The sequence below is a fragment of the Nonomuraea sp. PA05 genome, assembly GCF_008086045.1.
GTDB lineage: Bacteria > Actinomycetota > Actinomycetes > Streptosporangiales > Streptosporangiaceae > Nonomuraea > Nonomuraea monospora.
Genome location: NZ_VSEY01000002.1, coordinates 138,205 through 162,444, shown reverse-complemented (window position 1 = coordinate 162,444; position 24,240 = coordinate 138,205). Strand labels below are relative to the sequence as shown.

At 70.3% G+C, this 24,240-nt stretch carries 26 protein-coding genes; 19 read left to right on the top strand and 7 right to left on the bottom strand.

Features of this window, described 5'->3' with window-relative positions:
• The first annotated feature begins 45 nt into the window (after positions 1-45).
• From FXF51_RS03780 to dop, 3 genes are all read left to right on the top strand, one after another.
• Complete coding sequence (locus FXF51_RS03780; protein WP_148432822.1) at positions 46-1,113, top strand: pyridoxal-phosphate dependent enzyme; 1,068 nt, start codon at positions 46-48, stop codon at positions 1,111-1,113.
• 73 nt (positions 1,114-1,186) lie between these two features.
• The gene (locus FXF51_RS03775; RefSeq protein WP_262379274.1) at positions 1,187-2,284 is read left to right on the top strand and encodes an acyltransferase family protein; all 1,098 of its coding nucleotides are present in this window, start codon (positions 1,187-1,189) and stop codon (positions 2,282-2,284) included.
• Between the two features lie 86 nt (positions 2,285-2,370).
• Complete coding sequence (gene dop / locus FXF51_RS03770) at positions 2,371-3,885, top strand: depupylase/deamidase Dop (RefSeq protein ID WP_148432820.1); 1,515 nt, start codon at positions 2,371-2,373, stop codon at positions 3,883-3,885.
• A 66-nt stretch (positions 3,886-3,951) separates the two neighbouring features.
• Here the strand turns inward: dop and FXF51_RS03765 are convergent, their stop codons facing one another.
• Positions 3,952-4,356: a hypothetical protein gene (locus tag FXF51_RS03765; protein WP_148432819.1), complete on the bottom strand. Its 405-nt coding sequence runs from the start codon at positions 4,354-4,356 to the stop codon at positions 3,952-3,954.
• A gap of 145 nt (positions 4,357-4,501) precedes the next feature.
• Here FXF51_RS03765 and FXF51_RS03760 point away from each other — a divergent pair, with 145 nt between their 5' ends.
• Both FXF51_RS03760 and FXF51_RS03755 read left to right on the top strand, forming a co-directional pair.
• On the top strand, positions 4,502-4,711 hold the full coding sequence (locus tag FXF51_RS03760; protein WP_148432818.1) for a ubiquitin-like protein Pup: 210 nt from the start codon (positions 4,502-4,504) through the stop codon (positions 4,709-4,711).
• A gap of 33 nt (positions 4,712-4,744) precedes the next feature.
• Complete coding sequence (locus FXF51_RS03755; RefSeq protein ID WP_148432817.1) at positions 4,745-5,746, top strand: endonuclease domain-containing protein; 1,002 nt, start codon at positions 4,745-4,747, stop codon at positions 5,744-5,746.
• A 3-nt stretch (positions 5,747-5,749) separates the two neighbouring features.
• On the opposite strand, the gene FXF51_RS03750 is transcribed toward FXF51_RS03755, so the two are convergent.
• Genes FXF51_RS03750 through FXF51_RS03730 form a run of 5 tightly spaced genes read right to left on the bottom strand, consistent with a single transcriptional unit; the run spans position 5,750 to position 11,003 of the window.
• Entirely contained in the window at positions 5,750-6,784 is a 1,035-nt protein-coding gene (locus FXF51_RS03750) for a DNA polymerase IV (RefSeq protein ID WP_148432816.1), read from the bottom strand.
• A gap of 21 nt (positions 6,785-6,805) precedes the next feature.
• Complete coding sequence (locus tag FXF51_RS03745; protein WP_148432815.1) at positions 6,806-7,867, bottom strand: ABC transporter ATP-binding protein; 1,062 nt, start codon at positions 7,865-7,867, stop codon at positions 6,806-6,808.
• Complete coding sequence (locus FXF51_RS03740) at positions 7,864-8,682, bottom strand: carbohydrate ABC transporter permease (protein ID WP_148432814.1); 819 nt, start codon at positions 8,680-8,682, stop codon at positions 7,864-7,866. The genes FXF51_RS03745 and FXF51_RS03740 overlap by 4 nt, the downstream gene beginning before the upstream one ends.
• Before the next feature lie 52 nt (positions 8,683-8,734).
• The gene (locus FXF51_RS03735; protein ID WP_148432813.1) at positions 8,735-9,661 is read right to left on the bottom strand and encodes a carbohydrate ABC transporter permease; all 927 of its coding nucleotides are present in this window, start codon (positions 9,659-9,661) and stop codon (positions 8,735-8,737) included.
• A complete protein-coding gene (locus FXF51_RS03730) occupies positions 9,636-11,003 on the bottom strand; it encodes an extracellular solute-binding protein (RefSeq protein ID WP_148432812.1) in 1,368 nt (455 codons plus the stop codon). Before FXF51_RS03730 ends, FXF51_RS03735 begins: the two co-directional genes overlap by 26 nt.
• A 226-nt stretch (positions 11,004-11,229) precedes the next feature.
• Here FXF51_RS03730 and prcB point away from each other — a divergent pair, with 226 nt between their 5' ends.
• The 8 genes from prcB to FXF51_RS03690 all read left to right on the top strand — a co-directional run bounded on the left by prcB (position 11,230) and on the right by FXF51_RS03690 (position 18,773).
• Positions 11,230-12,078 carry a proteasome subunit beta gene (gene prcB, locus FXF51_RS03725; protein ID WP_148432811.1) on the top strand — a complete coding sequence of 283 codons (849 nt, stop codon included), beginning with the start codon at positions 11,230-11,232 and terminating at the stop codon, positions 12,076-12,078.
• Positions 12,079-12,099: 21 nt separating this feature from the next.
• Positions 12,100-12,909 (top strand): proteasome subunit alpha, encoded by an 810-nt coding sequence (gene prcA, locus FXF51_RS03720; RefSeq protein ID WP_187414185.1) that lies wholly within the window; start codon positions 12,100-12,102, stop codon positions 12,907-12,909.
• 297 nt (positions 12,910-13,206) lie between these two features.
• Positions 13,207-13,731, top strand: coding sequence for a hypothetical protein (locus FXF51_RS03715; protein ID WP_262379273.1), 525 nt, complete (start codon positions 13,207-13,209; stop codon positions 13,729-13,731).
• Positions 13,732-14,012: 281 nt separating this feature from the next.
• A complete protein-coding gene (pafA, locus tag FXF51_RS03710; protein WP_148432809.1) occupies positions 14,013-15,371 on the top strand; it encodes a Pup--protein ligase in 1,359 nt (452 codons plus the stop codon).
• A 150-nt stretch (positions 15,372-15,521) separates the two neighbouring features.
• Complete coding sequence (locus tag FXF51_RS03705; RefSeq protein ID WP_148432808.1) at positions 15,522-16,496, top strand: FKBP-type peptidyl-prolyl cis-trans isomerase; 975 nt, start codon at positions 15,522-15,524, stop codon at positions 16,494-16,496.
• Between the two features lie 170 nt (positions 16,497-16,666).
• Positions 16,667-17,578 (top strand): FKBP-type peptidyl-prolyl cis-trans isomerase, encoded by a 912-nt coding sequence (locus FXF51_RS03700; RefSeq protein ID WP_148432807.1) that lies wholly within the window; start codon positions 16,667-16,669, stop codon positions 17,576-17,578.
• Between the two features lie 27 nt (positions 17,579-17,605).
• Positions 17,606-18,262 (top strand): helix-turn-helix transcriptional regulator, encoded by a 657-nt coding sequence (locus tag FXF51_RS03695; RefSeq protein WP_148432806.1) that lies wholly within the window; start codon positions 17,606-17,608, stop codon positions 18,260-18,262.
• A 16-nt stretch (positions 18,263-18,278) separates the two neighbouring features.
• Positions 18,279-18,773, top strand: coding sequence for a DUF3291 domain-containing protein (locus FXF51_RS03690; protein ID WP_148432805.1), 495 nt, complete (start codon positions 18,279-18,281; stop codon positions 18,771-18,773).
• Here FXF51_RS03690 and FXF51_RS03685 read toward each other — a convergent pair.
• On the bottom strand, positions 18,719-19,786 hold the full coding sequence (locus FXF51_RS03685) for a DUF3866 family protein (RefSeq protein WP_148432804.1): 1,068 nt from the start codon (positions 19,784-19,786) through the stop codon (positions 18,719-18,721). The two genes, FXF51_RS03690 and FXF51_RS03685, sit on opposite strands and share 55 nt — an antisense overlap.
• A 38-nt stretch (positions 19,787-19,824) precedes the next feature.
• On the opposite strand from FXF51_RS03685, the gene FXF51_RS03680 reads away from it, so the two are divergent.
• From FXF51_RS03680 to FXF51_RS03655, 6 genes are all read left to right on the top strand, one after another.
• A complete protein-coding gene (locus FXF51_RS03680) occupies positions 19,825-20,775 on the top strand; it encodes a helix-turn-helix transcriptional regulator (protein ID WP_148432803.1) in 951 nt (316 codons plus the stop codon).
• A complete protein-coding gene (locus FXF51_RS03675) occupies positions 20,772-21,737 on the top strand; it encodes a helix-turn-helix transcriptional regulator (RefSeq protein WP_148432802.1) in 966 nt (321 codons plus the stop codon). The genes FXF51_RS03680 and FXF51_RS03675 overlap by 4 nt, the downstream gene beginning before the upstream one ends.
• Positions 21,734-21,934 (top strand): hypothetical protein, encoded by a 201-nt coding sequence (locus FXF51_RS03670; protein WP_148432801.1) that lies wholly within the window; start codon positions 21,734-21,736, stop codon positions 21,932-21,934. The genes FXF51_RS03675 and FXF51_RS03670 overlap by 4 nt, the downstream gene beginning before the upstream one ends.
• A gap of 30 nt (positions 21,935-21,964) precedes the next feature.
• On the top strand, positions 21,965-22,318 hold the full coding sequence (gene tatA, locus FXF51_RS03665) for a Sec-independent protein translocase subunit TatA (RefSeq protein ID WP_148432800.1): 354 nt from the start codon (positions 21,965-21,967) through the stop codon (positions 22,316-22,318).
• Positions 22,319-22,410: 92 nt separating this feature from the next.
• A complete protein-coding gene (gene tatC, locus FXF51_RS03660) occupies positions 22,411-23,259 on the top strand; it encodes a twin-arginine translocase subunit TatC (RefSeq protein ID WP_262379272.1) in 849 nt (282 codons plus the stop codon).
• Between the two features lie 41 nt (positions 23,260-23,300).
• The gene (locus FXF51_RS03655) at positions 23,301-24,194 is read left to right on the top strand and encodes a diacylglycerol/lipid kinase family protein (RefSeq protein WP_148432799.1); all 894 of its coding nucleotides are present in this window, start codon (positions 23,301-23,303) and stop codon (positions 24,192-24,194) included.
• Positions 24,195-24,240: the final 46 nt, after the last annotated feature.

The following is a 24,240-nucleotide window of genomic DNA, read 5'->3' as shown; positions in this document are numbered from 1 at the left end:
CCGACGCCCAAGGCCGGAGATCGGGCCCCGCCTAGCATGGCGATCATGGAATACCTCAACCCAGGCCGCACCCCGTACACCGGCCAGGACCGCGCACTCATCGGCGTGGAGCACGCCCGCCAGGCCCGCGCCCACTTCGCCCGCCACCCCGCCTACCGCCTCACCCCCGTCCACCTCATCCCCGGCCTCGGCGGAGCGGGCGTCGCGTACGTCAAGGACGAGAGCGGCCGCATGGGCCTGGGCAGCTTCAAGGCGCTCGGCGGCGCGTACGCCGTGCACCTGCTGGCAGAACGCGACGGCGGCGGCGCGCCGTTCGTGTGCGCCAGCGCGGGCAACCACGGCATCTCGGTGGCCGCCGGCGCCGCCGAGGTGGGCGTGCCGTGCGTCGTGCACCTGAGCGAAGGCGTCCCCGAGGCGTTCGCGCGGCGGCTGCGCGCGCTCGGCGCGCAGGTGCGGCGCACCGGCCACGACTACGAGGCCGGCATGACCGCCGCCATGGCCGCCGCCCAGGAGCACGGCTGGCGGCTCGTGGCCGACAGCTCGTGGGACGGCTACACCAGCGTCCCCCTGGACGTCATGCGCGGCTACAGCGTCCTGTTCGACGAACTGTCCGGCCCCGGCGCGTTCCCGCCCTCAGAAGGGGCCACAGGCCCGCACGACGGCGCGCCCACCCATGTGTTCGTGCAGGCGGGCGTCGGCGGGCTCGCCGCCGCGGCGGCCGGGTACGTGCGCGACCGGTGGGGCGAGCAGCCCAGGATCGTCGTCGTCGAGCCGGACGGCGCGCCCTGCCTCATCGCCAGCGTCCGTGCCGGCGAACCCATCCGCGTCGGCGGCCACCCCACCACCCTCGGCAGGCTCGACTGCCGCGAACCCTCGCTCCTCGCGCACCGGCTCCTGTCCCGCCTCGCCGACCTCTACGTCACCATCACCGACGAGCAGGCCGCCGCGGCCACCCGCCTGCTCGCCGGGCACGGCGTCGCCCTGTCCGACTGCGGCGCCGCAGGAGCCGCCGGGCTGCTCGCCCTCACGCCCGCCACCCGCGACGCGCTCGGGCTCGACCGCACCGCACGCGTGTTGCTCGTGGGAACGGAGGGACCAGTGGAACCGAAGTGATCGAAGTGACGTCTAAGGGGGCGTGCAACAGCCCAACCGGTCCCGGTCCAGACACGCCCGAGGAGACGGCCGGTTGGCCGAGCTCGACCTGCTGCGCTTCCTCGCCGCCCTGGCGGTCGTCGCCTTCCACTACCTGGTCGCCTACGCCTCCGTCTGGGGAGACCGGCCCGCCGAGCTGTTCCCCGCCTTGGCCCCCTTCGCCGGGCTCGGCATCCTCGGCGTCGAACTGTTCTTCATCATCAGCGGCTTCGTCATCCTCATGAGCGTGTGGGGGCGCGGGCTCGGCGCGTTCGCCCGGTCCAGGCTCGTCCGCCTCTACCCCGCCTACTGGCTCAGCCTGGCCGCCGTCGCCGCCCTCTACGGCCTCACCGGAGCCAAGGCGCTCGACCCAAAACTTTCCCCAGGTGAATACCTGCTGAACGCCAGCATGTTCCAGCGGCTGTTCAAGGTCACCGACGCCAGCGGCGTCTACTGGTCGCTCTGGGCCGAGCTCCGCTTCTACCTGCTGATCGCCATCCTGGTCATCGTCGGCGTCACCCGCGCGCGCGTGCTGATCTTCGGCGGCGTCTGGCTCGCCGCCGCACTCGGCGTCAAACTCCTCGACGAGAACGACATCGCCGTGCCGGACGTCGTCCGCGAGACCGTCATGCCCGGATACGCCGGATACTTCGTCGCCGGCATGGCCCTCTACCTCGTGCACAAGCGCGGCGGCGGATGGCTGCCCTGGCTCTACGTCGCCGTCGCCTACGGGCTTTCGCTGCATTCGGCCCTCGGCCGCGTACACGGCCGCATCGAGCAGGCCGGGTTCAAGAACATGCCCGTCACGGACCTCAGCGTGATCATCACCCTCACGCTGATCTTCGCCGTTATGGCCCTCATGGCACTCGGGATGCTCCGCATGCGGAGCTCCCGCGTGCTCACCGCGCTCGGCGGCACGACATACCCGCTTTACCTCTTCCATAGCGTCATCGCCGTGGCCCTCATCCCGCTGCTCACCGGCGACCTGCCCCCCTGGGCCGTCGCCACGATCACGACACTGGTGTCGATTCTCGTGTCGTATCTCGTCTACTCCTTTGCCGAACGCCCCATCCAGCGGCTACTCAAGCCCCGCAGACCTACACAAACCCCACCAGCTCCCGCCGTACAGATGGAAAAGACGTCGGTGCCATAACTCTGTGGCCCTGGGGCACTGTGAAGGGCATAGGCTCGGGCATATAAACGGCGGATAGACAGACCCGGACGAACAGAGGGTGTTGCATGACGGTGCGTCGGGTGATGGGCATCGAGACCGAGTACGGCATCTCCGTACCCGGCCAGCCAGGCGCCAACGCGATGGTGACCTCCTCACAGGTCGTGAACGCCTACCTGGCCGCCTCGGCGGCCCGCGCGCGCAGAGCACGATGGGACTTCGAGGAGGAGAACCCGCTCCGCGACGCGCGCGGCTTCGACCTCGCAAGGGAAGTGGCGGACCCCAGCCAGCTCACCGACGAGGATCTCGGCCTGGCCAACGTCATCCTCACCAACGGAGCCAGGCTCTACGTCGACCACGCCCACCCCGAATACAGCTCGCCCGAATGCACCAACCCACGGGCAGCCGTCATCTGGGACAAAGCCGGCGAGAGAGTGATGTACGACGCCGCCACCCGCGCGTCAGCCATCCCCTCCAACGCCCCCATCCAGCTCTACAAGAACAACACCGACGCCAAAGGCGCCTCCTACGGCTGCCACGAGAACTACCTGATGCGGCGCGCCACCCCCTTCGCCGACATCGTCAGGCACCTCACCCCCTTCTTCGTCTCCCGGCAGGTCGTCGTCGGCGCCGGCAAGGTGGGCATCGGTCAGGATTCGCGCGGCGAAGGCTTCCAGATCAGCCAGCGCGCCGACTTCTTCGAAGTCGAAGTCGGCCTCGAGACCACGCTCAAGCGGCCCATCATCAACACCCGCGACGAACCCCACGCCGACCCCGAGAAATACCGGCGGCTCCACGTCATCATCGGCGACGCCAACATGTCCGAGATCTCCACCTACCTGAAGCTCGGCACCACGGCACTCGTCCTCGCCATGATCGAAGAGGGCTTCCTCAGCCGCGACCTCGCCGTCGAGAACCCCGTACAGGCACTCCGGGCCGTCTCCCACGACCCCACCTGCCGCTACGAGATCTCCATGCGCGACGGACGCAAGCTCACCGCCGTCCAGCTCCAGATGGAATACCTCGAACAAGCCCGCAAGTACGTCGAAGAACGCGGCACCGCCCAGGACGAGATGAACAAGGACATCCTCGACCGCTGGGAATCCGTCCTCACCCGCCTCGCGGAAGACCCCATGCAACTCGCCCGCGAGCTCGACTGGGTCGCCAAACTCGAACTCCTCGAGGGCTACCGCAGCCGCGACGGCCTCAACTGGTCCCACCCCAGGCTCCAGCTCGTCGACCTCCAGTACTCCGACATCCGGCCCGACCGAGGCCTCTACAACCGCCTCGTCGCCCGCGGCCGCATGCAACGCCTCGTCACCGAGGAAGACGTCCAGCGCGCCGTAGAGCACCCGCCCAACGACACCCGGGCCTACTTCCGCGGCCGCTGCCTGCGCCAGTACAGCGAATCCGTCGCCGCCGCCTCCTGGGACTCCGTCATCTTCGACATCCCCGGACGCGAATCACTCCAGCGCGTCCCCACCCTCGAACCGCTGCGCGGCACCAAGGCCCACGTCGGCGAGCTCTTCGACCGCTGCAAGACCGCCGCCGAGCTCGTCTCCGCCCTCACCGGCGGCGAATGACCCGCCTGACGCCCAGGGGCGCTCACCGGCGGCGAACGACCACCTGACGCCCAGGGATCGGCCCGCTCACAGCAGGCCGATCCCCAGCATCAGCGTGCCCGCCGCCAGGCACACCCCGCCCGCCACCGTCAGATAGATCAGCTTGCTCGGCTTCGTGTCGCCAGGACGCACCACCGACAGGAAGAAGCCCAGCGGCATCAGGATCGGCGCCGCCACGATCAGCGTCCGCGTGACCGCCTTCAGCGCCTCCGGCAACCCCGACTGGTCCACGTACAGCATCGCCACCAGCGCGAACAGCACCAGCACGCCCGCATGCGCGTGCCCCGCCCGCCACAGGCCGCGACGGACCGGGTTGTCCAGGTAGCCGGGAACGTTCCGCATGAGCAACCTCAGCAGCGTCACGCCGCCGTAGGCCACTCCGGGGACTGTGATGAGGAGCACACCCACCGTGCTCAAGGACGAAGGGGACATCTGAACCTCCTGTCGGTACGGGGGTTCATTGTTGGATAGGAACGCTATCTAGTCAAGTGGGCAAGATCGCTGGGCGTTCGGCGCGAAATGTCGGCCCGTTCGGGGAAGATATGCCTAGAGGCAGTCCCCCAAGCGGAGGTAGGACATGGCAACCAAGGACACCGGCGGGCAGAAGCAGGCCGGGCGGCGCGAGTCCGAAGTCGAGGAGACCGAGGCTTCGGCGGCGCCGGATGTGCAGGAGCGTCAGGAGAAGCTCACTGACGATGTCGACGCAATTCTGGACGAAATCGACGAAGTTCTCGAAGAGAACGCAGAGGAATTCGTGCGCAGCTATGTCCAGAAGGGCGGAGAGTAGGGCAAAACGGACATCTAAAAGGGAGGAAATCGGGTGGAATTGCCGGGTGGCGTGAAGCGGTGTCCGGACTGTGACGAGGTCAAGGCGATCGAGGAGTTCGGGCTCAACAAGCGTCAACCAGACGGGCGGGCTCGGTATTGCAGAGCCTGCTTCCGGCGGCGGTCCACTCAGAGTTATCGCAAGCGGAAGGCCGAACAGGGGAAGACCGTTCGAGAGGCGGTCTCCGTCCCGGAAGGGCACAAGCATTGCCCTCGGTGTAAAGAGATCAAGCCTGTTGCGGATTTCGGGCGCAACAAGGCGGAGAAGTCCGGGCTCGCTGCTTACTGCAAGCCGTGTCACAACACCGTGATGCGAGACGAACGAATCAAGAATCATGGCAGCACCCGGAACTATCACCTGAAGCGCCGTTACGGCATCACAGAGGACGACTTCGTGCGCATGCTCGCCCGTCAGGGCGGGCTCTGCGCCATCTGCCGGGCCGTCCCCGGCACGTTCGTCGACCACTGTCACGCGACCGGCCAGGTCCGCGGCGTTCTCTGTTTCAACTGCAACAACGGACTCGGGCACTTCGGCGACAACACGGTGTTGCTGGAGCTGGCCGCGCTCTATCTGGCCGGGGAGGTGCTCTGGCCGGAGTTCGTGGTGTTGCCGGAGGCGCGTGGTGAGGTGCCGGTGGCGCGGACGCGGACATATCACCTGTCGCAGCGTTATCGGATGCGGCACGAGGATGTGGAGCGGATGATTTCGGCGCAGCACGGGTTGTGCGTGGTGTGCTGGGATCGGCCGCCCGAGCATGTGGATCATTGTCATCGGACGGGTGCGGTCCGGTTCGCGTTGTGTTTGCCGTGCAATACGGGGATCGGGCAGTTCCGGGATGACGAGGCGGTGGTGTGGCGGGCGCTTTCGTATGTCGAGGCGGCTGTCGAGGATGATGGCGAGGAGTCGCCGTTCTCGGATGAGGAGCTGGTGGAGCTGGCGCGGGCGGAGGAGGAGCTTCGGTCGGAGTTCTATCGGTCGGTGACGCGGGTGGGGTGAGTTTCAGTCTTCGGGCATCGTGTATTCGACGGCCACGCCGATGAGGCGGACGGGGTGGGTGAGGTCGTGGCGGTCGAGGATGTCGAGGGCGGTCCGGGTGATGACGTGCGCGTCGGTGGTGGGGGCGGGGAGTTTTGACTGGCGGGTGCGGGTCAGGAACGGTGTGATGCGGACCTTGACGGAGACGCGGGTGATCTGACGGCCGGCTTCGGCGGCGTCGTGGGTGACGTGTTCGGCGAGGGCAGTGAGGTGGCGGGTGAGGTCGGCTCTGTCGGTGAGGTCGTGGGGGAAGGTGGTCTCGCGGCTGTGGCCGCGGGCGATCCAGGGTGTGGTGACGACTTCGGCTTCGCCTTTGCCGAGGGCGAGGTAGCGGTACCAGGGGCCGTTGGTGGGGCCGAAGTGGCGGGCCAGGTCGGCGGGGTCGGCGGCGGCGAGCTGGGCGACGGTGTTCAGGCCGAGGGCGGCGAGTTTCCTGGAGATGCGGGCGCCGATGCCCCAGAGGGCGTCGGTGGGCCGGTCGTTCATGGTCTGGGCCCAGTTGTCGGTGGTGAGGCGGTGGACGCCGGCGGGTTTGGCGAAGGCGGAGGCGAGTTTGGCCTGGTGTTTGTTGTCGCCGATGCCGATGGAGCAGTCGAGGTGGGTGCGGGCGCGTACGGCGTGCTGGAGGTCCGCGGCGAGGGCTTCCGGGTCGTCGGTGGTGGCGCCGAGGAAGGCTTCGTCCCAGCCCCAGACTTCGACGAGGACGGGGAATTCGCGCAGGACGGCCATGACGCGGGCTGAGGCGGCCTCGTAGGCGGGCGGGTCGCTGGGCAGGAAGACGGCGTCGGGGCAGCGGCGCTGGGCGGTGCGGAGGGGCATGCCGGAGTGGATGCCGTGTTCGCGGGCCTCGTAGGTGGCGGCGACGGTGCGGGGCTGGGCAGGGTCGCCTGTGCCGCCGACGACGACGGGTCTGCCGCGGAGTTCGGGGTGGCGCAGGAGTTCGACGGCGGCGATGAACTGGTCGAGGTCGAGGTGCAGGATCCAGTTCCTGGTGGCCATGGGTCCAGTATGGCGGCGTGCTCAGACGGTGGTGAGGAGGGTGTCGTCGCGGTAGAGGAGGGCGCGGCGGGGGGTGGCCCAGGCGGGGGTGCCGAGGGGTGGTTCTTCGCCTTCGGGGACGACGAGCTGGATGTGGGGTCCGGGGGTTTCGAGGGTGACGAGGGTGTGGGTGCCGAGGTTCTCCAGGACGGAGATGACGCCGGGGAAGGCGTCGGGGCGTTCGGTGGGGGAGAGGGTCATGTATTCGGGGCGTACGCCGTAGGTGAGGGTGTCGTCGTCGTGGACGCCGCCGGGGAGGGGGCCGGGGAGGGGCAGGGTGGCGCCGGCGACGTGGAGTGCGGCGGGGGTGGCGCGGGCGGGGAGGAGGTTCATGGGGGTGGAGCCGATGAAGGAGGCGACGAACGTGGTGGCGGGGCGGTGGAAGATCTCGGCCGGGGCGGCGACCTGGATCATGCGGCCGTCGGACATGACGGCGATGCGGTCGGCGAGTGCGAGGGCTTCTGCCTGGTCGTGGGTGACGAAGACGGTGGTGACGGCGAGTTCGCGCTGGAGGCGTTTGAGGAAGGTGCGGGCTTCGAGGCGGAGGCGGGCGTCGAGGTTGGACAGGGGTTCGTCGAAGAGGAAGGCGGTGGGGTGGCAGGCGATGGCGCGGGCGAGTGCGACGCGTTGCTGCTGGCCGCCGGAGAGTTCGGCGGGGCGGCGGTGGAGGAGGTCGGTGAGGCTGAGCCGGGCGGCGACGTCGGCGGCTTTGGTGACGCGTTCGGCGCGGGGGACCTTTCTGATGCGCAGGGGGTAGGCGATGTTGGCGGTGACGTCCATGTGGGGGAAGATCGCGTAGTCCTGGAAGACCATGGCGACGTCGCGTTGTCCGGGTGACAGGTCGGTGACGTTCCTGTCGTCGATGTGGACGGTGCCGCGGGTGGGGGTTTCGAGCCCGGCGATGGTGCGCAGGAGGGTGGTCTTGCCGCAGCCTGAGGGGCCGAGGAGGGCGAAGAACTCGCCGTCGGCGATGGTGAGGTGGATGTCGTCGAGGGCGTGGACTCCGCCGGGGAAGATCTTGGTGAGGGCGTGCAGGGTGATCACCGTTTGATTCCTCCGTGGAAGCGGAAGCCGTAGCGCTGCGAGACGAAGAGGTACATGACGACGACGGGCAGTGAGTAGAGCAGTGAGAAGGTGGCGATGAGGTCGAGCTTGGGGGCGCCGCCCTCGGTGTAGAGGGTGTAGAGGATGACGGAGCCCGGGGCTTTGGCGGGGTCTCTGAGCAGGATGAACTGGAACAGGAAGCCGCCCCAGACGCTGGCGAGCGCCCAGACGGCGATGGTGGCCAGGCCGGGTCTGACGAGGGGGACGACGATGTGGCGCAGGATCTGCAGGGGGCTCGCGCCGAAGACGCGGGCGGACTCCTCGTAGGAGGTGGGGGTGTCGTCCATGAAGTCCTTGAGGATGAAGATGGCGGCGGGCAGCAGGCCGCCGGAGACGACGAGGACGACGCCGAGGTGGGTGTCGATGAGGTCGAGGCGGGTGGCCAGCTCGAAGATGGGCACCATGGCGGCGGTGCCGGTGACCACGGACGACAGCAGGAGCAGCAGGTAGAGGAGGGCGTCGCGGCCGGGTACGCGGACGCGGGAGAGCGCGTACGCGGCGAGCGCGGCCAGGATGACGACGAGGGCGGCGGCGCCTCCGCCTTGGATGAGGGAGTTGCGGATGGAGCCGAGGGCGTAGGGGTTGTCGAGGATGGCGGCGAAGTTGCGGAGGGTGAATGCGGGGACGGAGGTGGTGATGGAGGGGGTGTCGTCGAAGGGGGCGCTGGCGAGCCAGAGCATGGGCAGGGTGAAGAAGGCCAGGACGACGGCGATGAAGAAAGTGGCGGCGAGCCTGCCGATGGTGTGGCGGATCATGTGACGGGCTCCCGGCGGGTGGCGGTCGTGGGGGCGGGCTCTCGATGGGTGGTCATGCGGGCGGGCCGGTGGTGGCGGCGGCCTCCTGGTGGCGGCGCCGGCCGCGCAGGAGCCGCAGGTAGACCAGGGCGAAGACGAGGTTGATGAGCAGGATGAGGAAGGAGATGGCGGCTCCCGCGCCGAGCTGGCCGTCTCTGAGGGCGACGCGGTAGACGTACACGGGCAGGATCTCGGAGCGGCCCTCGGGGCCGCCGCCGGTGAGGACGAACGGCGTGAAGTCGTTGAACGTCCACAGGCTGATGAGCAGCAGGTTCGTCAGGATGTGGCGGCGGATGAGGGGCAGGACGACGTCGCGCAGCTGCTGGAGGACGCTCGCGCCCGCCAGGCGGGCGGTTTCGAGGTGGGAGGGCGGTACGTTCTCCAGCGCGGCGGAGTAGAGCATCATGCTGAACGCGGTGCCGCGCCACACGTTGAACACGATGATCGACAGCAGCGGGTGGTCGAGCAGCCAGGCGAAGCCGGGGGTGTGCAGGAGGGCGTTGAGCGTTCCGTCGTCGCGGTCGAGCAGTGCGAACCACAGGAAGCCGACGACGGTGCTGGGCAGGATCCAGGCGAGCAGGACGACGCCTTCGACGGTGCGGCGCAGGGGGCCTGAGCGGGTGCGCAGCACCCAGGCGAGGGTGAAGCCGAGCCCGGCCTGCCCGATGACGGCGGAGCCGCCGACGTACAGGACGGTGAGCCACAGCGACGACAGGAAGCGGGGGTCGGTGAGCGCGCCGGTGTAGTTGCCGGTGCCGACGAGCTGGGGGTCGGCGGCGGCGAGGCCGGTGAGGCGGTAGTCGGTGAGGCCGAGGTAGATGGTCCACAGGGCGGGGAAGAGCAGGAAGACGGCGATGAGGGTGATGGCGGGCAGGACGAACGCGATCGCCCTGCCCTTGCCGAGGCCTGCCGCGTCAGCCGCTGATGTTGGCCGCGCCACCGACGATTCCCTCCAGCGTGCTCTGGTAGGCGGTGGCGGCCTGGTCGGGGCTCCTGCCGGCGACGACGGCGGCGGTGGCCTCCTGGAGGGCGGTGGAGACCTGCGGGTAGACGGCCACGCCCGGCCGGTAGGCGGTGAGGGGCAGCACCTCGTCGGCGATGTACTTGAGCATGGGGTCGGCGGTGAGCACCTCGTCGTTGACGTCGGTGCGGGCGCTGATGCGGACCTGCCCGGCGAGTTGCGCCTTGGTGGCTGCGGCTGAGTGCATGAAGGCGAGCAGGTCCCAGGCGAGCCTGGGGTTCTTGGAGAACGGGTTGAGCACGCGGACGGCGCCGCCCGACATGCTGACGAAGTCCTGGCCGCGGATGCCGCCGCCGGGCTCCTTGGCGGGGATCTTGGCGTAGCCGACGGCCTGGTCGCGGTCCTTCATGGGGGCGACTCCGGCCTGGGGTTCGATGACGGAGCGCCAGAAGTAGTCGCTCTCGGCGAGGATGCCGATCTTGCCTTCCGCGAACTGGGCGAAGGACTTGTCGCGGCCTTTGGCCTCCTGCTGGAGTCTGGGGTCGCCGAGGCCGCTGCCGCCGTAGATCTGCTGGTAGAAGCCGAGGGCGTCCTTGAGGGGCTGGGCGGCGCCCGTCCACTTGCCGCCGGTGTAGACCTCGGCTCCCGCGCCGGCGAGCAGGGGGAGCAGGCCCTGCATGGTGGTGGCCTCGCCCATGGCGGTGCCGGCGTTGAGCTGGATGGGGGTGGGGACGCCGGCGGTCTTCAGCCGGGCTCCGGCGTCGATGATGTCGCGCCAGCTCGCGGGCTGCCAGGTGGCGGGCAGGCCGGCCTTCTGGAACAGGGTCTTGTTGTAGAACAGGACGCGGCCGTCGGTGCCCTGGGGCAGGCCGTACTTCTTGCCGTCGAAGATGCCGAGGCCCTGCACGGCCTGGGGGATCTGGGCCCAGCCCTCCCACTGCTCGACGGTGGCGCCGCCGACCTCGGTGAGGGGTTTGATGTAGCCGGCCTGGGCGAACTCGCCGACCCAGATGCCGTCGAGGTCGATCACGTCGGCGCCGGTCCGCGACTTGAGGTCGAGCGCGATCCTGGTCTTGTACTGCTCGTCGTCGACGCCGCTGCCCTGGAACAGGACCTTGACGTTGGGGTGGCTCTTCTCGAACTCGGGGATCACCCACTGCTTGATCCACTGTGCGGATTCGGCGTTCTTGCCGCCCTCGATGGAGTTGGCGGCGATGGTGAGGGTGACGCTGCCGTCGCCGGAGCCGCCGCCGGAGCCGCAGGAGGTGAGGGCGAGTGCGGCGATGACCCCGATCAGCGCGGGTCGGCTGGGGAGTCGCATTGTCGGCCTCCTGTTCAGGACGTGCAGACATACCGACAGTCGCATGGGCGGTGGCGGCCGTAAAGAAACGATCTGAACACGGACCTTCGGCGCGCATGGCGGCTTATTGGGCCCTATCGGACCGTTGTGATAGGTGGTTCGCCGTGAGCTGATCGTGGGAAGTGCAGACAACAACCCAACATGAGTAGGGTCGCCCTAGGAACACTGAACGTTTGGAGGGAGTCGCGTGGCATCGCACAGGGATCTGCCCGTCGGCTTGGTGAACCATCTTTTCCAGAACACCGGAAGTTCCTCGTTCACCGAGTTTGTCGGCTCGTACGCGCCTGACTTGCTGCCGCGGCGGGATGAGGTGCTGGCCACGCCGATCGGTGACCAGGTTCCGCACGCGACCACGATCGTGGCCGCCACGTTCGCCGGCGGCGTGATCATGGCAGGCGACCGGCGGGCGACGTCGGGCAACATCATCTCGCAGCGGGACGTGGAGAAGGTGTTCCGCGCCGACGACTACTCGTGCATGGGCATCGCCGGCACGGCCAGCACGGGCATCGAGTTCGCCCGCCTCTACCGGGTCGAGCTGGAGCACTACGAGAAGGTCGAGGGCCGGTCGATGTCGGTCCAGGGCAAGGCCAACCGGCTCGCCACCATGATCAGGGGCAACCTGGCCATGGCGATGCAGGGGCTGGTGGTGGTGCCGCTGTTCGCCGCCTACGACCCCGACAAGGACGAGGGGCGCATCTTCAGCTACGACGTGGCGGGCGGGCCCTACGAGCGGGAGAGGTTCGACGCGATCGGGTCCGGGTCGATCTTCGCGCGCGGGTCGCTGAAGAAGCTCTACCGCGACGGGGCGTCGGCCGACGACATGGTGATGACGCTGATCCAGGCGCTGTACGACGCCGCCGACGACGACTCGGCGACCGGCGGGCCCGACGTGACGAGGAAGATCTGGCCCATCGTGTCGGTCATCGACGCCGACGGCTTCCGCCGCCTGTCGCAGGACGAGGTCTCCGGCTACGTCCAGCAGATGCTGGACGCCCGCCTGATCTCGCCCGACGGCCCCATCGCCCCGCTGCGCTAGAAAGGACCTCCACACGTGTCCATGCCTTTCGGATATGCGTCCCCCGAGCAGATCATGCGGGACAAGGCCGACTACGCGCGCAAGGGCATCGCGCGGGGCCGGTCCGTCGTCACCCTGCAGTACGTGGACGGCATCCTGTTCGTGGCGCCCAACCCGTCGCGGGCGCTGCACAAGATCAGCGAGATCTACGACCGCATCGGGTTCGCGGCGGTGGGCCGCTACAACGAGTTCGAGGAGCTGCGGCTCGGCGGCATCCGCTACGCCGACGTCAACGGCTACACCTACGACCGCTCCGACGTGACGGGGCGCGGCCTGGCCAACCTGTACGCCTCCAACCTCGGCCGCATCTTCACCGAGTCGATCAAGTCGCTGGAGGTGGAGGTCGTCGTCGCCGAGGTGGGCGACACCAAGGAGGGCGACGCCATCTACCGGCTCACCTTCGACGGGTCCGTCTTCGACGAGCACGGCTTCGCCGCCATGGGCGGGCAGGCCGAGGCGGTCGCGACCCGCCTGAAGGAGCGCTACCGCGAGTCGATGTCGCTGGCCGACGCGCTGGAGGTGGCGCTGACGGCGCTGACCGAGCCGGGCGGGGAGCGGCCGCCGGTGGGGCAGCTCGAGGTGGCGGTGCTCGACCGCAACCGGGAGCACCGCAAGTTCCTGCGGCTGACGGGGGCTCGGCTGGAGAGGCTGCTCGCCCAGACCAGCAACCCGCCGTCGGCCTCCGCGACCCCGCCTGCCACACCGCCCGCCGCGCCGCCTCAGGCGTCCGGGGAGGCGCCGCCGCCTACGGGGCCTGATGGGGATGTGGATGATGGGTCGTCGCCGCTTTAGGCGGGGGACGGGACGGTGAGGACGGGGATCGCTTCGGCGGTCCCCGTCGTCGTTGCCGGGGTGACGCAGCCGGGGTCTCGCGGGCGGCGCTTGGTGCAGGCGCGGCGCGGCGCGGCGCGTGCGGTGCGGAGGCGGTGCGGTGCGGCAGGGGGTGTGGTGGCGCATGACCCCCGTGGTGCCGTGGTCGGGCGGGTGGGGTGGGTGGTGCCGGGGTGTGGCGGGTCGGGTGACTCGATTGTGACCTGTTTCACTCGCGGCCGCCCGAACCCCACCCCCCGATCACGAATCTCATGATCCGTGAACACTCCCTTGCGTGGCCTGATCGCGGCAGGCGCAGCGACGGCCGTCATGCTCACCACCGGCGTGGCCGCCGAGGCCGCCACCGCCTTCCCCAAGTACAAGGCCCCGAAGATCTTCGGCACCACGTTCCAGGCCGACCCGGGCCACGACTTCACCAAGCGCATCCACTCCCGCCACAACGGCATCCTGCGCGGCTGGATCACCTACGTGCGGGGCGGCGTGGCCGAGTACGAGCCCATCAGGTGGAAGAAGGGCACCCACACGGAGGGCCACTTCGAGGGCCCGCCGGAGGGCGATGCGCGGGCCTACGCCTCGCCCATCGCCAAGGACGTGATCTTCCTGTCGGCGTACGGCTGCAAGACGGCCGGGACGGACCTGACGGTGAGCCGCAAGACGGGCCTGGGCGCCAAGCGGTGCTCCAGGGGGACGTTGGTCAAGCGGCACGCCAAGGCCGGCCACCCTGCTCTGATCACCGTCCACAAGGGGAAGATCGTTCAGGTTCAGGAGATCTACACCCCCTGAGCGGAGCCGCCGCGGCACCCGCGCCCAGTGGGGGCGGGCACGGGGGCTGAAGCGGGTGCCCGAAGCGGGCGGTGAAAGCGGGTGCCCGAAGCGGAGGGCGGAAGCGGGTGCCCGAAGCGGGCAGTGAAGCGGGTGCCCGAAGCGGAGGCGGAAGCGGGTGCCCGAAGCGGGGAGGCAAGGGCGGGGGCGAAGCGGGGCAGAAGTGGTCGTTCGCGGTGGTGGAGGGAAAACACCTGCGAAGATCTCTCCCGCTTGCCGATCCGTGGGCATAGTGTGAGGTGATGGATCGTCGCATCTTCGGGCTGGAGAACGAGTACGGCGTGACCTGCACGTTCAGGGGGCAGCGCAGGTTGTCCCCCGACGAGGTCGCGCGCTACCTGTTCCGGCGGGTCGTGTCCTGGGGCCGATCGAGCAACGTCTTCCTTCGCAACGGCGCGCGTCTGTACCTCGACGTGGGCAGCCATCCTGAGTACGCAACACCCGAATGTGACAACGTCATCGAGCTCGTCACCCACGACAAGGCGGGCGAGCGCATCCTAGAGGGCCTGCTCGTGGACGCCGAGAAGCGGCTGCGCGAAGAGGGCATCGCGGGTGACATCTACCTGTTCAAGAACAACACCGACTCGGCCGGCAACTCCTACGGCTGCCACGAGAACTACCTGGTCGGCAGGCACGGGGAGTTCGGCCGGCTGGCGGACGTGCTGATCCCGTTCCTGGTGACGCGGCAGATCGTGTGCGGGGCGGGCAAGGTGCTGCAGACGCCGCGCGGCGCCGTCTACTGCGTGTCGCAGCGGGCCGAGCACATCTGGGAGGGCGTCTCCAGCGCCACCACGCGTTCACGTCCGATCATCAACACGCGCGACGAGCCGCACGCCGACGCCGAGCGGTTCCGCCGCCTGCACGTCATCGTGGGCGACTCGAACATGAGCGAGACCACGATGCTGCTCAAGGTCGGCGCCACCGACCTGGTGCTGCGCATGATCGAGTCGGGCACGGTCATGCGCGACCTGTCGCTGGAGAACCCGATCAGGGCCATCCGCGAGGTCTCCCACGACATGACGGGCCGGCGCCGGGTGCGGCTGGCCAACGGGCGTGAGGCGTCGAGCCTGGAGATCCAGCAGGAGTACCTGTCGAAGGCGAAGGACTTCGTCGACCGCCGCGGCGGCGACGAGATCGCGCACCGGGTGCTGGAGCTGTGGGAGCGCACGCTGACCGCCGTCGACACGGGCAACCTCGACCTGGTCTCGCGGGAGATCGACTGGGTGACGAAGTACCAGCTCATCGAGCGGTACCGGCGCAAGTACGACCTGCCGCTGTCCTCGCCGCGGGTGGCGCAGCTCGACCTGGCCTACCACGACGTGCACCGTAAGCGCGGCCTGTACTACCTGCTGCAGAAGCGCGGCTCGGTGGAGCGGGTGGCGTCCGACCTGAAGATCTTCGAGGCCAAGTCGGTGCCGCCGCAGACCACGCGGGCGCGGCTGCGCGGTGAGTTCATCCGCAAGGCGCAGGAGAAGCGGCGCGACTTCACCGTCGACTGGGTGCACCTGAAGCTGAACGACCAGGCGCAGCGGACGGTGCTGTGCAAGGACCCGTTCCGGAGCGTGGACGAGCGGGTGGACAAGCTGATCGCCGGTATGTGAGGCGGGGCGGGGCTCCAGGGGTCACAGGCCGCGGTCGCCGGAAGGGCGGGCGCGGCCGGGCAACGCGGAACGTGGAGCTCCGTTTACCCCGGCCCTACCGGGGCGTCGGGTAGTGTGGCGCGAATCTGACGTCTTTTCCGAGGGAAATCCATGCGCCGCGCTCTGGCCGTACTGGCCGCCGTGCCATTGACCTTGTTCGCCGCAGCCTGCGGCTCCGACGGCGGCGCCAACCCGGGCACCGCCGCCTCCGCGACCACCTCCGCCTCCGCCTCCGCCTCGGCCCCCGCGCCCGGGGCGCCGTCGGGGGTCAAGGTCGCCGGGAACGTGGGCGCCAAGCCCACGGTGACCTTCCCGTCCGGCTCGCCCGCCACGAAGTCGTCGTACGAGGTGATCCAGGCGGGCGACGGCGACGGCGTCAAGGCGGGCGACCGCGTGATCGTCAACCTGACCGTCTACAACTGGGACGGCAAGGGCAACGCCGTGCAGGGCTCCTCCTACGACACCAAGGCGCCGGAGACGATCGCCGTCAACGAGCAGTTGCCGCAGGTGCTGCAGGAGGGCTTCACCAAGGTCAAGCACGGTGGCCGGCTGCTGGCGGTGCTGGCCAACGACTCCGTCGCCCAGCAGCAGACGACGCCCGCCGAGCCGACCAAGGTGTTCGTGTTCGACGTGGTCGGCACCCAGCCCGCGGCGCTGAAGGCGGCGACCGGCAAGGAGACGGGCGAGTCGATCAAGGGTGTCGAGGTCGTGAGCCCGGGCGGCGAGAAGGCGCCCACGCTGACCACGAAGACCAGCGAGAAGCCGTCCAAGGACCTGGTCGTCAAGACGCTCATCCAGGGCACCGGCGCGAAGGCGAAGGCCAGCCAGACGCTCGTCGTGCACTACACCGGCAAGATCTGGGGCACCGACCAGCAGTTCGACTCGAGCTGGGAGCGGGGCCAGCCGGCCGAGTTCCCGCTCGCGCAGGTGATCCAGGGCTGGCAGAAGGGCCTGGACGGGGTTCCGGTCGGCAGCCGCGTGGTGATGAGCATCCCGCCGGACCTCGGGTACGGCGCGCAGGCGCAGCAGGGCATCCCCGCCAACAGCACGCTGGTGTTCGTGGTGGACGTCCTGGCCGCCTACTGAACGGCCGGACGGATCGTCGCCTGCTGAACGGCTGGACGGATCGTCGCCTGCTGACGGGCGGATGGACGGTCGCCTGCTGACGTACGGTCCGGTGTCGCGGTAGCATCGCGAGCCCGGCGGCGCGCCCCCGAGGCGGGTGCCGCCGGGCCGTTCCGTGCTGGGAGGACCCGATGCGCCGTGCCGCCGCGTCACTGCTGCTGGCGCCCCTGCTGCTGACGTCCCTGCTGGCGGCGGGCTGCACGAGCGAGGCCGCCGGAGACCTGGACCTGGAGGTGGGTGGCGCGTTCGGCGCCCGCCCGACGATCCACTTCCCCGACGGCAAGCCGGTGGCCGGGCTGCAGGTGGACGAGCTGGCCACGGGCAAGGGCGAGCGGCTCGGCGACGGCGACGTGGCGATCGTGCAGTACACCGCGCACGTGTGGGACGGCCGGGACAACCGCCTGGTCGACTCCAGCTTCAACCGCGGCACCCCGGCGGCGTTCCCCGTGGGCGAGCTGCTGCCGGGCCTGGAGCGGGCGCTGAAGGGCCGCACGGTGGGCAGCCGGGTGATCGCCGCGATCCCGCCGGGGGACGGGTTCGGCGCGAACCCGCCGCAGGGCGTGGCCGCGGGCGAGGAGCTGTTCTACGTCGTGGACATCCTGGGCGCGCACCGCAAGGGCGCCTCGGTCGAGTCGGCGGCCGGCACGCTGGCCGGGGTCGAGGTGGGCGGCGGCGCCAGGCCCGCGCTGGCGGTGCCCGCGGGCCCGCCGCCGGCGAGGTTCTCGGCGAAGGTGCTGTCCAGGGGCGACGGACGGGTGGCGCGGGCGGGGCAGCTCGTGGTCACCCAGTACGAGGCCGCCGTCTGGAGCCGCCGCCGGATCTTCGACGCCACCTGGGCGAGCGGCGGGCCGAAGGCGTTCAAACTGGGCGACGGCAGCGTGATCAGGGCGTGGGACAAGGCCCTGTCGGGGGTGCCCACCGGCAGCCGGGTGCTGATGATCGTGCCGCCCGCCGACGGGTACGGCCGGGCGGGCAACCCCGCGTACGGGATCAAGGGCTCGGACACGCTCGTGTTCGTCGTGGATCTTCTCGCCGCCTACTAGGGCGGGGCGTGCTCGTAGACTCCCGCTGTGAGTAGCGACGACCTCGAGGCGCTGGCCCTGTTGCACGACCCCGTCCGCCGCAGCCTGTACGACGTCGTCGCCTCCCGGGGCGGCGACGTGGGCCGGGGGGAGGCCGCGGAGGCGGCGGGCGTGTCCAGGACGCTGGCCGGGCACCATCTCGACAAGCTGGTGGAGGCGGGCCTGCTGGAGAGCGGGTTCCGGCAGCAGGAGAAGAAGGGGCCGGGCAGCGGCCGGCCGGCGAAGGTGTACCGCAGGGCCAGGGGCGAGCGGTCGGTGAGCCTGCCGCCGCGCGACTACGTGACGCTCGCCTCGGTGCTGGCGGACGTGGTGGAGGTGCTCGGCGCCGAGGAGCGGGCCGAGGAGGTGGCGCGGGGCGCGGGCGAGAGGATCGCCGGGAGCCACCGGGGTGAGCCGGTGGAGCGGGTGCTGAGCGAGCGCGGCTACGAGCCGTACGCGGAGGGCGGCCGGCTGCGGCTGCGCAACTGCCCGTTCCACGTGCTGGCCGAGGAGCAGCCGCTGCTGGTGTGCTCGATGAACCTGGCGCTGTGCCAGGGGCTGCTGAAGGGGCTGGGTGACGATCCTGAGCGGGCCGTGCTGGATCCGCGGCCGGGGGAGTGCTGCGTCTCTCTAAAGCAAACAGATATTGACATAGAGGGCGGGTGATGGTGTGCTGGCTCCCATGAACCCGCCTGACATGCATCTCGCCGAGCTCAACATCGCCCACCTGCGCGCGCCCGCCGACAGCCCCGAGCTCGCCGAGTTCATCGCCCTGCTGGAGCCCATCAACGCCGTCGCCGACACGGCGCCGGGGTTCGTGTGGCGGCTGAAGGAGAGCGAGAGCGACCCCACCGCCCTCGTCGTGCACGACTACGGCGACCACCTGGTGACTAACTTCTCGGTGTGGGAGTCGCTGGAGTCGCTGTGGAACTACGCCTACCGCAGCGAGCACCTGGCCGTGCTGCGGCGGCGCAGGGAGTGGTTCCTGCGCATGGCGGAGCCGTACATGGTGATGTGGTGGGTGCCCGCCGGCCACATCCCCACGCTGGCCGAGGGCATGCGGCGGCTGGAACGCCTCAGGAGCGAGGGGCCGGGCCCCGAGGCGTTCACGTTCAAGGACGCCTACGACAGCAGCGAGGCCGTCAGCCTGCCGGCCGACGCGGCGGCCAGGAAGTAGGGCAGGTCCTCCTCCAGGCTCCTGCCCATCGTCGACAACCTGACCGGCGAGGCCTCCAGGGCCTCGCGCAGGCCGTCCACCGGGACGGGCACCAGGCGGTGCCGTACGGCCAGCAGCTCGGCCTGGTCCCTGACCCGCACCCCGAACTCGCCGGGCAGCTCAGGCACCGGCACCTGCGCGGGCGACAGCGCGACCCGGCCGTAGGCGGTCAGCGAGTGGTGCGAGACGCCGTAGTGGCGCTCGCGCCGGTCGCCCTCGCTGACCCGCAGCGACGCCACGGGCAGCCCGCGCAGCACGCCCGCCGCGTTGACCGCCTCGCCCGCCGCCACCCCCGAGAAGCCCCACCGGGTGCCCGTGCCCAGGTTGCCCGGCCCCTGCGTGACGACCGCCACCTCCGCCTCCAGCACGTGCCTGGCCGCCAGCAGCCCCGTATGCACGGTGACCGCCTCCAGGTCGCCGCCGAACGACTGGCCCACCGTCACCACGCCCGCCAGCCAGCCCTCCTCGCGCAACCGGGCCGCCGCCATCGAGAACCACACGGGCAGCGCGCCGCCGTCCTGCATCACGTACGCCACCCGCACGCCCGGCCTGGCGGCGTACAGACCGCACAGGATCGGCGCCAGCGCCGAGTGCAGATCCGCCACGATCACCGGCATGCCGTCGAGCGAGTCCGCCTCCCGCAACCTGGCGTGATACGGGGAATCCTGCTCGTCGGCGCCCTGCACCGTGGCCTGCAACGGGGTGTACCTGGCCTTCACCAGGTGGCCCGGCCCTTGAGGATCTTCCGGCAAACGGTTCGGGACGGCCACCACCATGGCGTAACCTCCCGTACCGAGACCCATCGCGAGCGCGGTCGTGTTGAGCAGCACCTCATCGCCGGGTTCCGGGCGCCCCACCAACGGTGGATACGCCAGCGCCCGGCACTCCCCCTCGGGGACGGTGACGTCCAGCTCCACCGCTCCCGGCCACTCGCGTCGGATCCGTACGACCTCGCCCTTGCGCCATCTGATCACGGGGGCAGGGTAGCGTCGATGAAGGAGGAGTGAGGCAGATGTCGCGCCGGAAGACAGAACGGTTGCTCAATCTGGTGATCTGCCTGCTCGCCACCCGGCGCCCGCTGTCGGCCGAGCAGATCCGCCAGGCCGTCCCCGGTTACGACCGCGACGGCGACGAGGCGTTCCAGCGCATGTTCGAGCGGGACAAGAACGAGTTGCGGGAGATCGGCATCCCGATCGACGTGGTGCGCGACCCGTGGGAGGACGAGCCGGGCTACCGGATCGAGCGGGAGTCCTACGAGCTGCCGGAGATCACCCTGGAGCCCGACGAGGCGGCCGTGCTGGGCCTGGCCGCCCAGGTGTGGCAGCGCGCCAGCCTGGCCGAGGCCGCGTCGGGTGCGCTGCTGAAGCTGCGCGCGGGCGGCGTGGCCACCGACCAGCCGGTCGGCACCGGCGCCCTGGAGCTGCGCGTCGACACCCGCGACCCGGCCTTCCCCGCGCTGTGGGACGCCGTGCGCGACCGGCGCGTGGTCCGCTTCGACTACCGCGGCGCCGGCAGCGAGAGCGTGCGCAGCCGCACCGTGGAGCCGTGGGGCGTGGTCAGCAGGCGCGGGCGCTGGTACCTGGCCGGGTACGATCGCGACAGGGACGCGCCGCGCGCCTTCCGGCTCAGCCGCATCGCCGGCCAGGTCGCCGCGGTCGGCAAGCCGGGCGCCGTCGAGGTGCCCGAGGGCGTCGACCTGCGGGCCATGGTGGGCTTCCCCGACGAGACGACCGACGAGCGGGTCGCCGTGGTCCGCGTGCGCCAGGGGGCGTGCGAGGGGCTGCGGCAGCTCGCCAGGGCCGTGCATCCCGGCACCGACGGGTGGGACGAGGCCGAGCTGGCCTTCACCGACCCCGAGCGGCTGGCCGGGTGGATGGCCAGCCTCGGCGCCGACGTCGAGGTCGTCGAGCCGCCGGACGCCCGCGAGGCCGTCATCCGTCGTCTGAAGGGGGCCATGGCATGAGCGGGTCGGCTGACAGGCTGCCGCGGTTGCTGGCGCTGGTGCCGTACCTGATGTCCCATCCGGGGGCGCAGGTCGGCGAGGTGGCCGGGGTGTTCGGGCTGAGCGAGAAGCAGCTCATCGACGACCTGCAGCTCGTCTGGATGTGCGGGCTGCCCGGCCACACCCCCGGCGACCTCATCGACGTCTCCTGGGACGGCGGCGAGATCCTCATCGACAACGCCGACACCATCGCCAGGCCGCTGCGGCTCGGCATCGACGAGGCCAGCGCGCTGCTGGTGGCGCTGCGCATGCTGGCCGCCACCCCCGAGCTGGCCGAGGTTCCCGGTGACGCGCTGCCGCGGGTGACGGCCAAGCTGGAGCGGGCCGCCGGCGAGGGCGCCGCCACCGTCAGCACCCAGGTCGCCGTGGACGTGGAGGCCGCCCCCGACGCGCTGCCCCGGGTGCGCGAGGGCCTGACCAGGGGCAGGCGGCTGTCGCTGCGCTACTACGTGCAGGGCCGCGACGAGGTGACGCCGCGCGAGGTCGACCCGATGCGGGTCGTGGTCGTCGACGGCCGCGCCTACCTGGAGGGCTGGTGCTACCGGGCCGAGGCGATGCGGCTGTTCCGGCTGGATCGGGTGCTCGGCGTTGACGTGCTCGACGTGCCCGCCGACCCGCCCGCCGAGGCCGAGCCGCGCGACGTGACCGCCGGGGTGTTCCGCCCGTCGCCGACCGATGAGCTGGTCGAGCTGGAGCTGAGCGCGGCCGGGCGGTGGGTGGCCGAGTACTACCCGTGCGAGCAGGTCACCGAGCTGGGCGAGGGGCGGCTGCGGGTGGCGCTGCGGGCCCGCGACGAGGACTGGATCCTGAAGCTGGCGCTGCGCCTGGGCGACACCGGCCGGGTCGTCTCGCCGCCGGACATGGCCGAGACCGTCCGCCAGGAGGCCGAGCGCGCCCTGGCCCTGTACGCTCACCACTCATGAGCTGGATCTTCCTGTCGGCGGGGCTGGGCGTGGCCGGGCTGGTCGTGCTCGGCATCGCCGGTGCCCGTGTCGTCGCCGCGGCACGTACTCTGAAGAGGGAAATCGCCGCGGCGCATGCCCAGCTTGAGCCAAGGCGGGCCAGATTGGCGGGCCAGGGGGATGAGACCACGCCCCAGGCAGCGTACGATCGTGGCTGAAACAGGCACTCGCTCACAAAAGGACGTTTCATGCCGAACCTCGGAGTTCCTGAACTTCTGATCATCGCACTCGTGCTCGTGCTGCTGTTCGGTGCGAAGAAGCTGCCCGAGATGGCCCGGGGCGTCGGCCGGTCGCTGCGCATCTTCAAGTCCGAGACGGCCAAGCTGCGCGACGACGACGACGCGGACACCACGCACCACGTCCAGGCCCAGACCGTTCAGGCCCAGCCGCAGCCCGCGCAGCCGCAGCCCGCGCCCGTGCAGCCGCAGCAGATCCCGGCCACCCCGGCCCCCGTGCTCTCGGCCGAGGAGCAGGCCCGCCAGCTTGAGGAGCAGGCCGCCAGGCTGCGCGCCGGCGCCTCGCAGGCCGACAAGAACGCCTGATTCCCATCCCTCCTCCTCACCTGGACTGTTAGATGGCGCTGCTCAAACGGTCGAGTAACGCGGCACCCGACCCCGAGGGTCGCATGCCGTTGATGGAGCACCTGCGCGAGCTGCGCAACCGCCTGGTCATCGCGCTGGCCGCCGTGCTGGTGGGCATCGTCGTGGGCTTCATCTTCTTCGATCCGGTATGGGCGTTCATCAAGGAGCCGTTCTGCGAGACGCCGCAGGCCGGGCAGCTCCGGCCGGGCGAGTGCACGCTGATCTTCGGCGGCATCTTCCAGTCGTTCTTCCTGACGCTGAAGGTCTCGGCGCTGGTCGGCATCGTCGTGTCCTCACCGGTCTGGCTCTACCAGATCTGGGCGTTCGTCACGCCCGCGCTCTACCGCAACGAGAAGCGCTACTCCTTCACCTTCCTGGGGCTGGCCGTCCCGCTGTTCCTGCTCGGCACCGCGCTGGCGTACTTCATCATGGACACCAGCCTGGCGATCCTGCTGGGGTTCGCGCCGAGCGACACCGTCGCGGCCATCCAGATCGACGAGTACGTCAGCTACGTGCTCATCATGCTGGTGATCTTCGGTGTGTCGTTCGAGCTGCCGCTGCTGCTGGTGTTCCTGAACATCATCGGCATCCTGCCGCACGCCACGGTCAAGAAGCATCGCCGCACCGTCATCTTCGTGATGTTCATCTTCGGGGCGGTCATCACGCCGGGCGGTGACCCGCTGACGATGATGGCGCTGGCGGCGCCGATGGTCATGCTCTACTTCCTGGCCGAGGGCTTCATGTACCTGCGCGAGAAGCGCGCCCCCGCCGACGACTTCTCCCACCTGTCCGACGACGAGGCCTCGCCGCTCGCCGACGACCTCTCGTCGCTCGACGACCCCGCGCCTCTCGACGACCCCGCGCCTCTCGACGAGGAGCCACCCGGGCCGGACAAGCGTTAAGGGGCATTCCGGTTCCGCCCGGCAGGCGATACATTCCGGGCGTGTCCTCCTCCCCGCAACTGGCCCTGCTCGTCAACCCCGCCGCGCGCGGCGGGCGTGCGCTGCGCCTGCTCGAACCCGTGGCGCGCCGGCTGCGTGCCGGAGGGGCCGAGCTCACCGTGATCGTCGGCGACGACGCCACCGACGCGCTGGAACGTGCCTGCACCGCGGTGTCCGAGCGCCCCGACGCGCTCGTGGCCTTCGGCGGCGACGGCCTCGTCCACCTGGCCGTGCAGGCGGTGGCCGGCACCGACGTGCCGCTCGGCATCATCCCCGCGGGCACGGGCAACGACTTCGCCGCCGCGCTCGGCCTGCCCCGCCACGACCTGGTGGCCGCCGCCGCGACCGTGCTGCGCGCCAAGTCCCGCGTGGTGGACGCCGCCCGCATCCGCGCGGGCGCCCGCGAGGAACTGTTCGCCGGGGTGGCGTGCTGCGGGTTCGACTCCCGCGTCAACGAGCGGGCCAACCGTCTCACCTGGCCGCCGGGCATGGCCAGGTACCTGGTGGCCACCGCCGGGGAGCTGCGCTCGTTCCGGCCGGTGCCCTTCCGTCTCACGCTCGACGAGGACGAGGTGATCGAGCGGGAGGCCATGCTGGTGGCGGTGGCCAACACGCGTTCGTACGGGGCGGGGATGCGGGTCTGCCCGGACGCCAGGCCCGACGACGGGCTGCTGGACGTGGTGATGATCGGGGCCCTGTCCAAGGGCGAGTTCCTGCGGGTGTTCCCCGGCGTGTACCGGGGCAGGCACGTGACGCATCCGGCGGTGTCGGTGCGGCGGGTGCGCAGCGTGCGGGTGGAGGCGGAGGACCTGGTGGCCTACGCCGACGGCGAACGGGTGGGGGCCGTGCCGGTGCACTGCGAGGTCCGTCCGGGGGCGCTGCGCGTCCTCGTTTGAGATCTACATTGTAAAGGCGCCTGGCCGGGGCATCCCCTGCATGACC

Bases quoted from the DNA above. Each gene is read 5' to 3' on its own strand.
- FXF51_RS03780 (WP_148432822.1), top strand. From the start codon at position 46: ATGGAATACCTCAACCCAGGCCGCACCCCGTACACCGGCCAGGACCGC.
- dop (WP_148432820.1), top strand. From the start codon at position 2,371: ATGACGGTGCGTCGGGTGATGGGCATCGAGACCGAGTACGGCATCTCC.
- FXF51_RS03765 (WP_148432819.1), bottom strand. From the start codon at position 4,356: ATGTCCCCTTCGTCCTTGAGCACGGTGGGTGTGCTCCTCATCACAGTC.
- FXF51_RS03760 (WP_148432818.1), top strand. From the start codon at position 4,502: ATGGCAACCAAGGACACCGGCGGGCAGAAGCAGGCCGGGCGGCGCGAG.
- FXF51_RS03750 (WP_148432816.1), bottom strand. From the start codon at position 6,784: ATGGCCACCAGGAACTGGATCCTGCACCTCGACCTCGACCAGTTCATC.
- FXF51_RS03740 (WP_148432814.1), bottom strand. From the start codon at position 8,682: ATGATCCGCCACACCATCGGCAGGCTCGCCGCCACTTTCTTCATCGCC.
- FXF51_RS03730 (WP_148432812.1), bottom strand. From the start codon at position 11,003: ATGCGACTCCCCAGCCGACCCGCGCTGATCGGGGTCATCGCCGCACTC.
- prcA (WP_187414185.1), top strand. From the start codon at position 12,100: ATGCCTTTCGGATATGCGTCCCCCGAGCAGATCATGCGGGACAAGGCC.
- pafA (WP_148432809.1), top strand. From the start codon at position 14,013: ATGGATCGTCGCATCTTCGGGCTGGAGAACGAGTACGGCGTGACCTGC.
- FXF51_RS03705 (WP_148432808.1), top strand. From the start codon at position 15,522: ATGCGCCGCGCTCTGGCCGTACTGGCCGCCGTGCCATTGACCTTGTTC.
- FXF51_RS03700 (WP_148432807.1), top strand. From the start codon at position 16,667: ATGCGCCGTGCCGCCGCGTCACTGCTGCTGGCGCCCCTGCTGCTGACG.
- FXF51_RS03690 (WP_148432805.1), top strand. From the start codon at position 18,279: ATGAACCCGCCTGACATGCATCTCGCCGAGCTCAACATCGCCCACCTG.
- FXF51_RS03680 (WP_148432803.1), top strand. From the start codon at position 19,825: ATGTCGCGCCGGAAGACAGAACGGTTGCTCAATCTGGTGATCTGCCTG.
- FXF51_RS03675 (WP_148432802.1), top strand. From the start codon at position 20,772: ATGAGCGGGTCGGCTGACAGGCTGCCGCGGTTGCTGGCGCTGGTGCCG.
- FXF51_RS03670 (WP_148432801.1), top strand. From the start codon at position 21,734: ATGAGCTGGATCTTCCTGTCGGCGGGGCTGGGCGTGGCCGGGCTGGTC.
- tatA (WP_148432800.1), top strand. From the start codon at position 21,965: ATGCCGAACCTCGGAGTTCCTGAACTTCTGATCATCGCACTCGTGCTC.
- tatC (WP_262379272.1), top strand. From the start codon at position 22,411: ATGGAGCACCTGCGCGAGCTGCGCAACCGCCTGGTCATCGCGCTGGCC.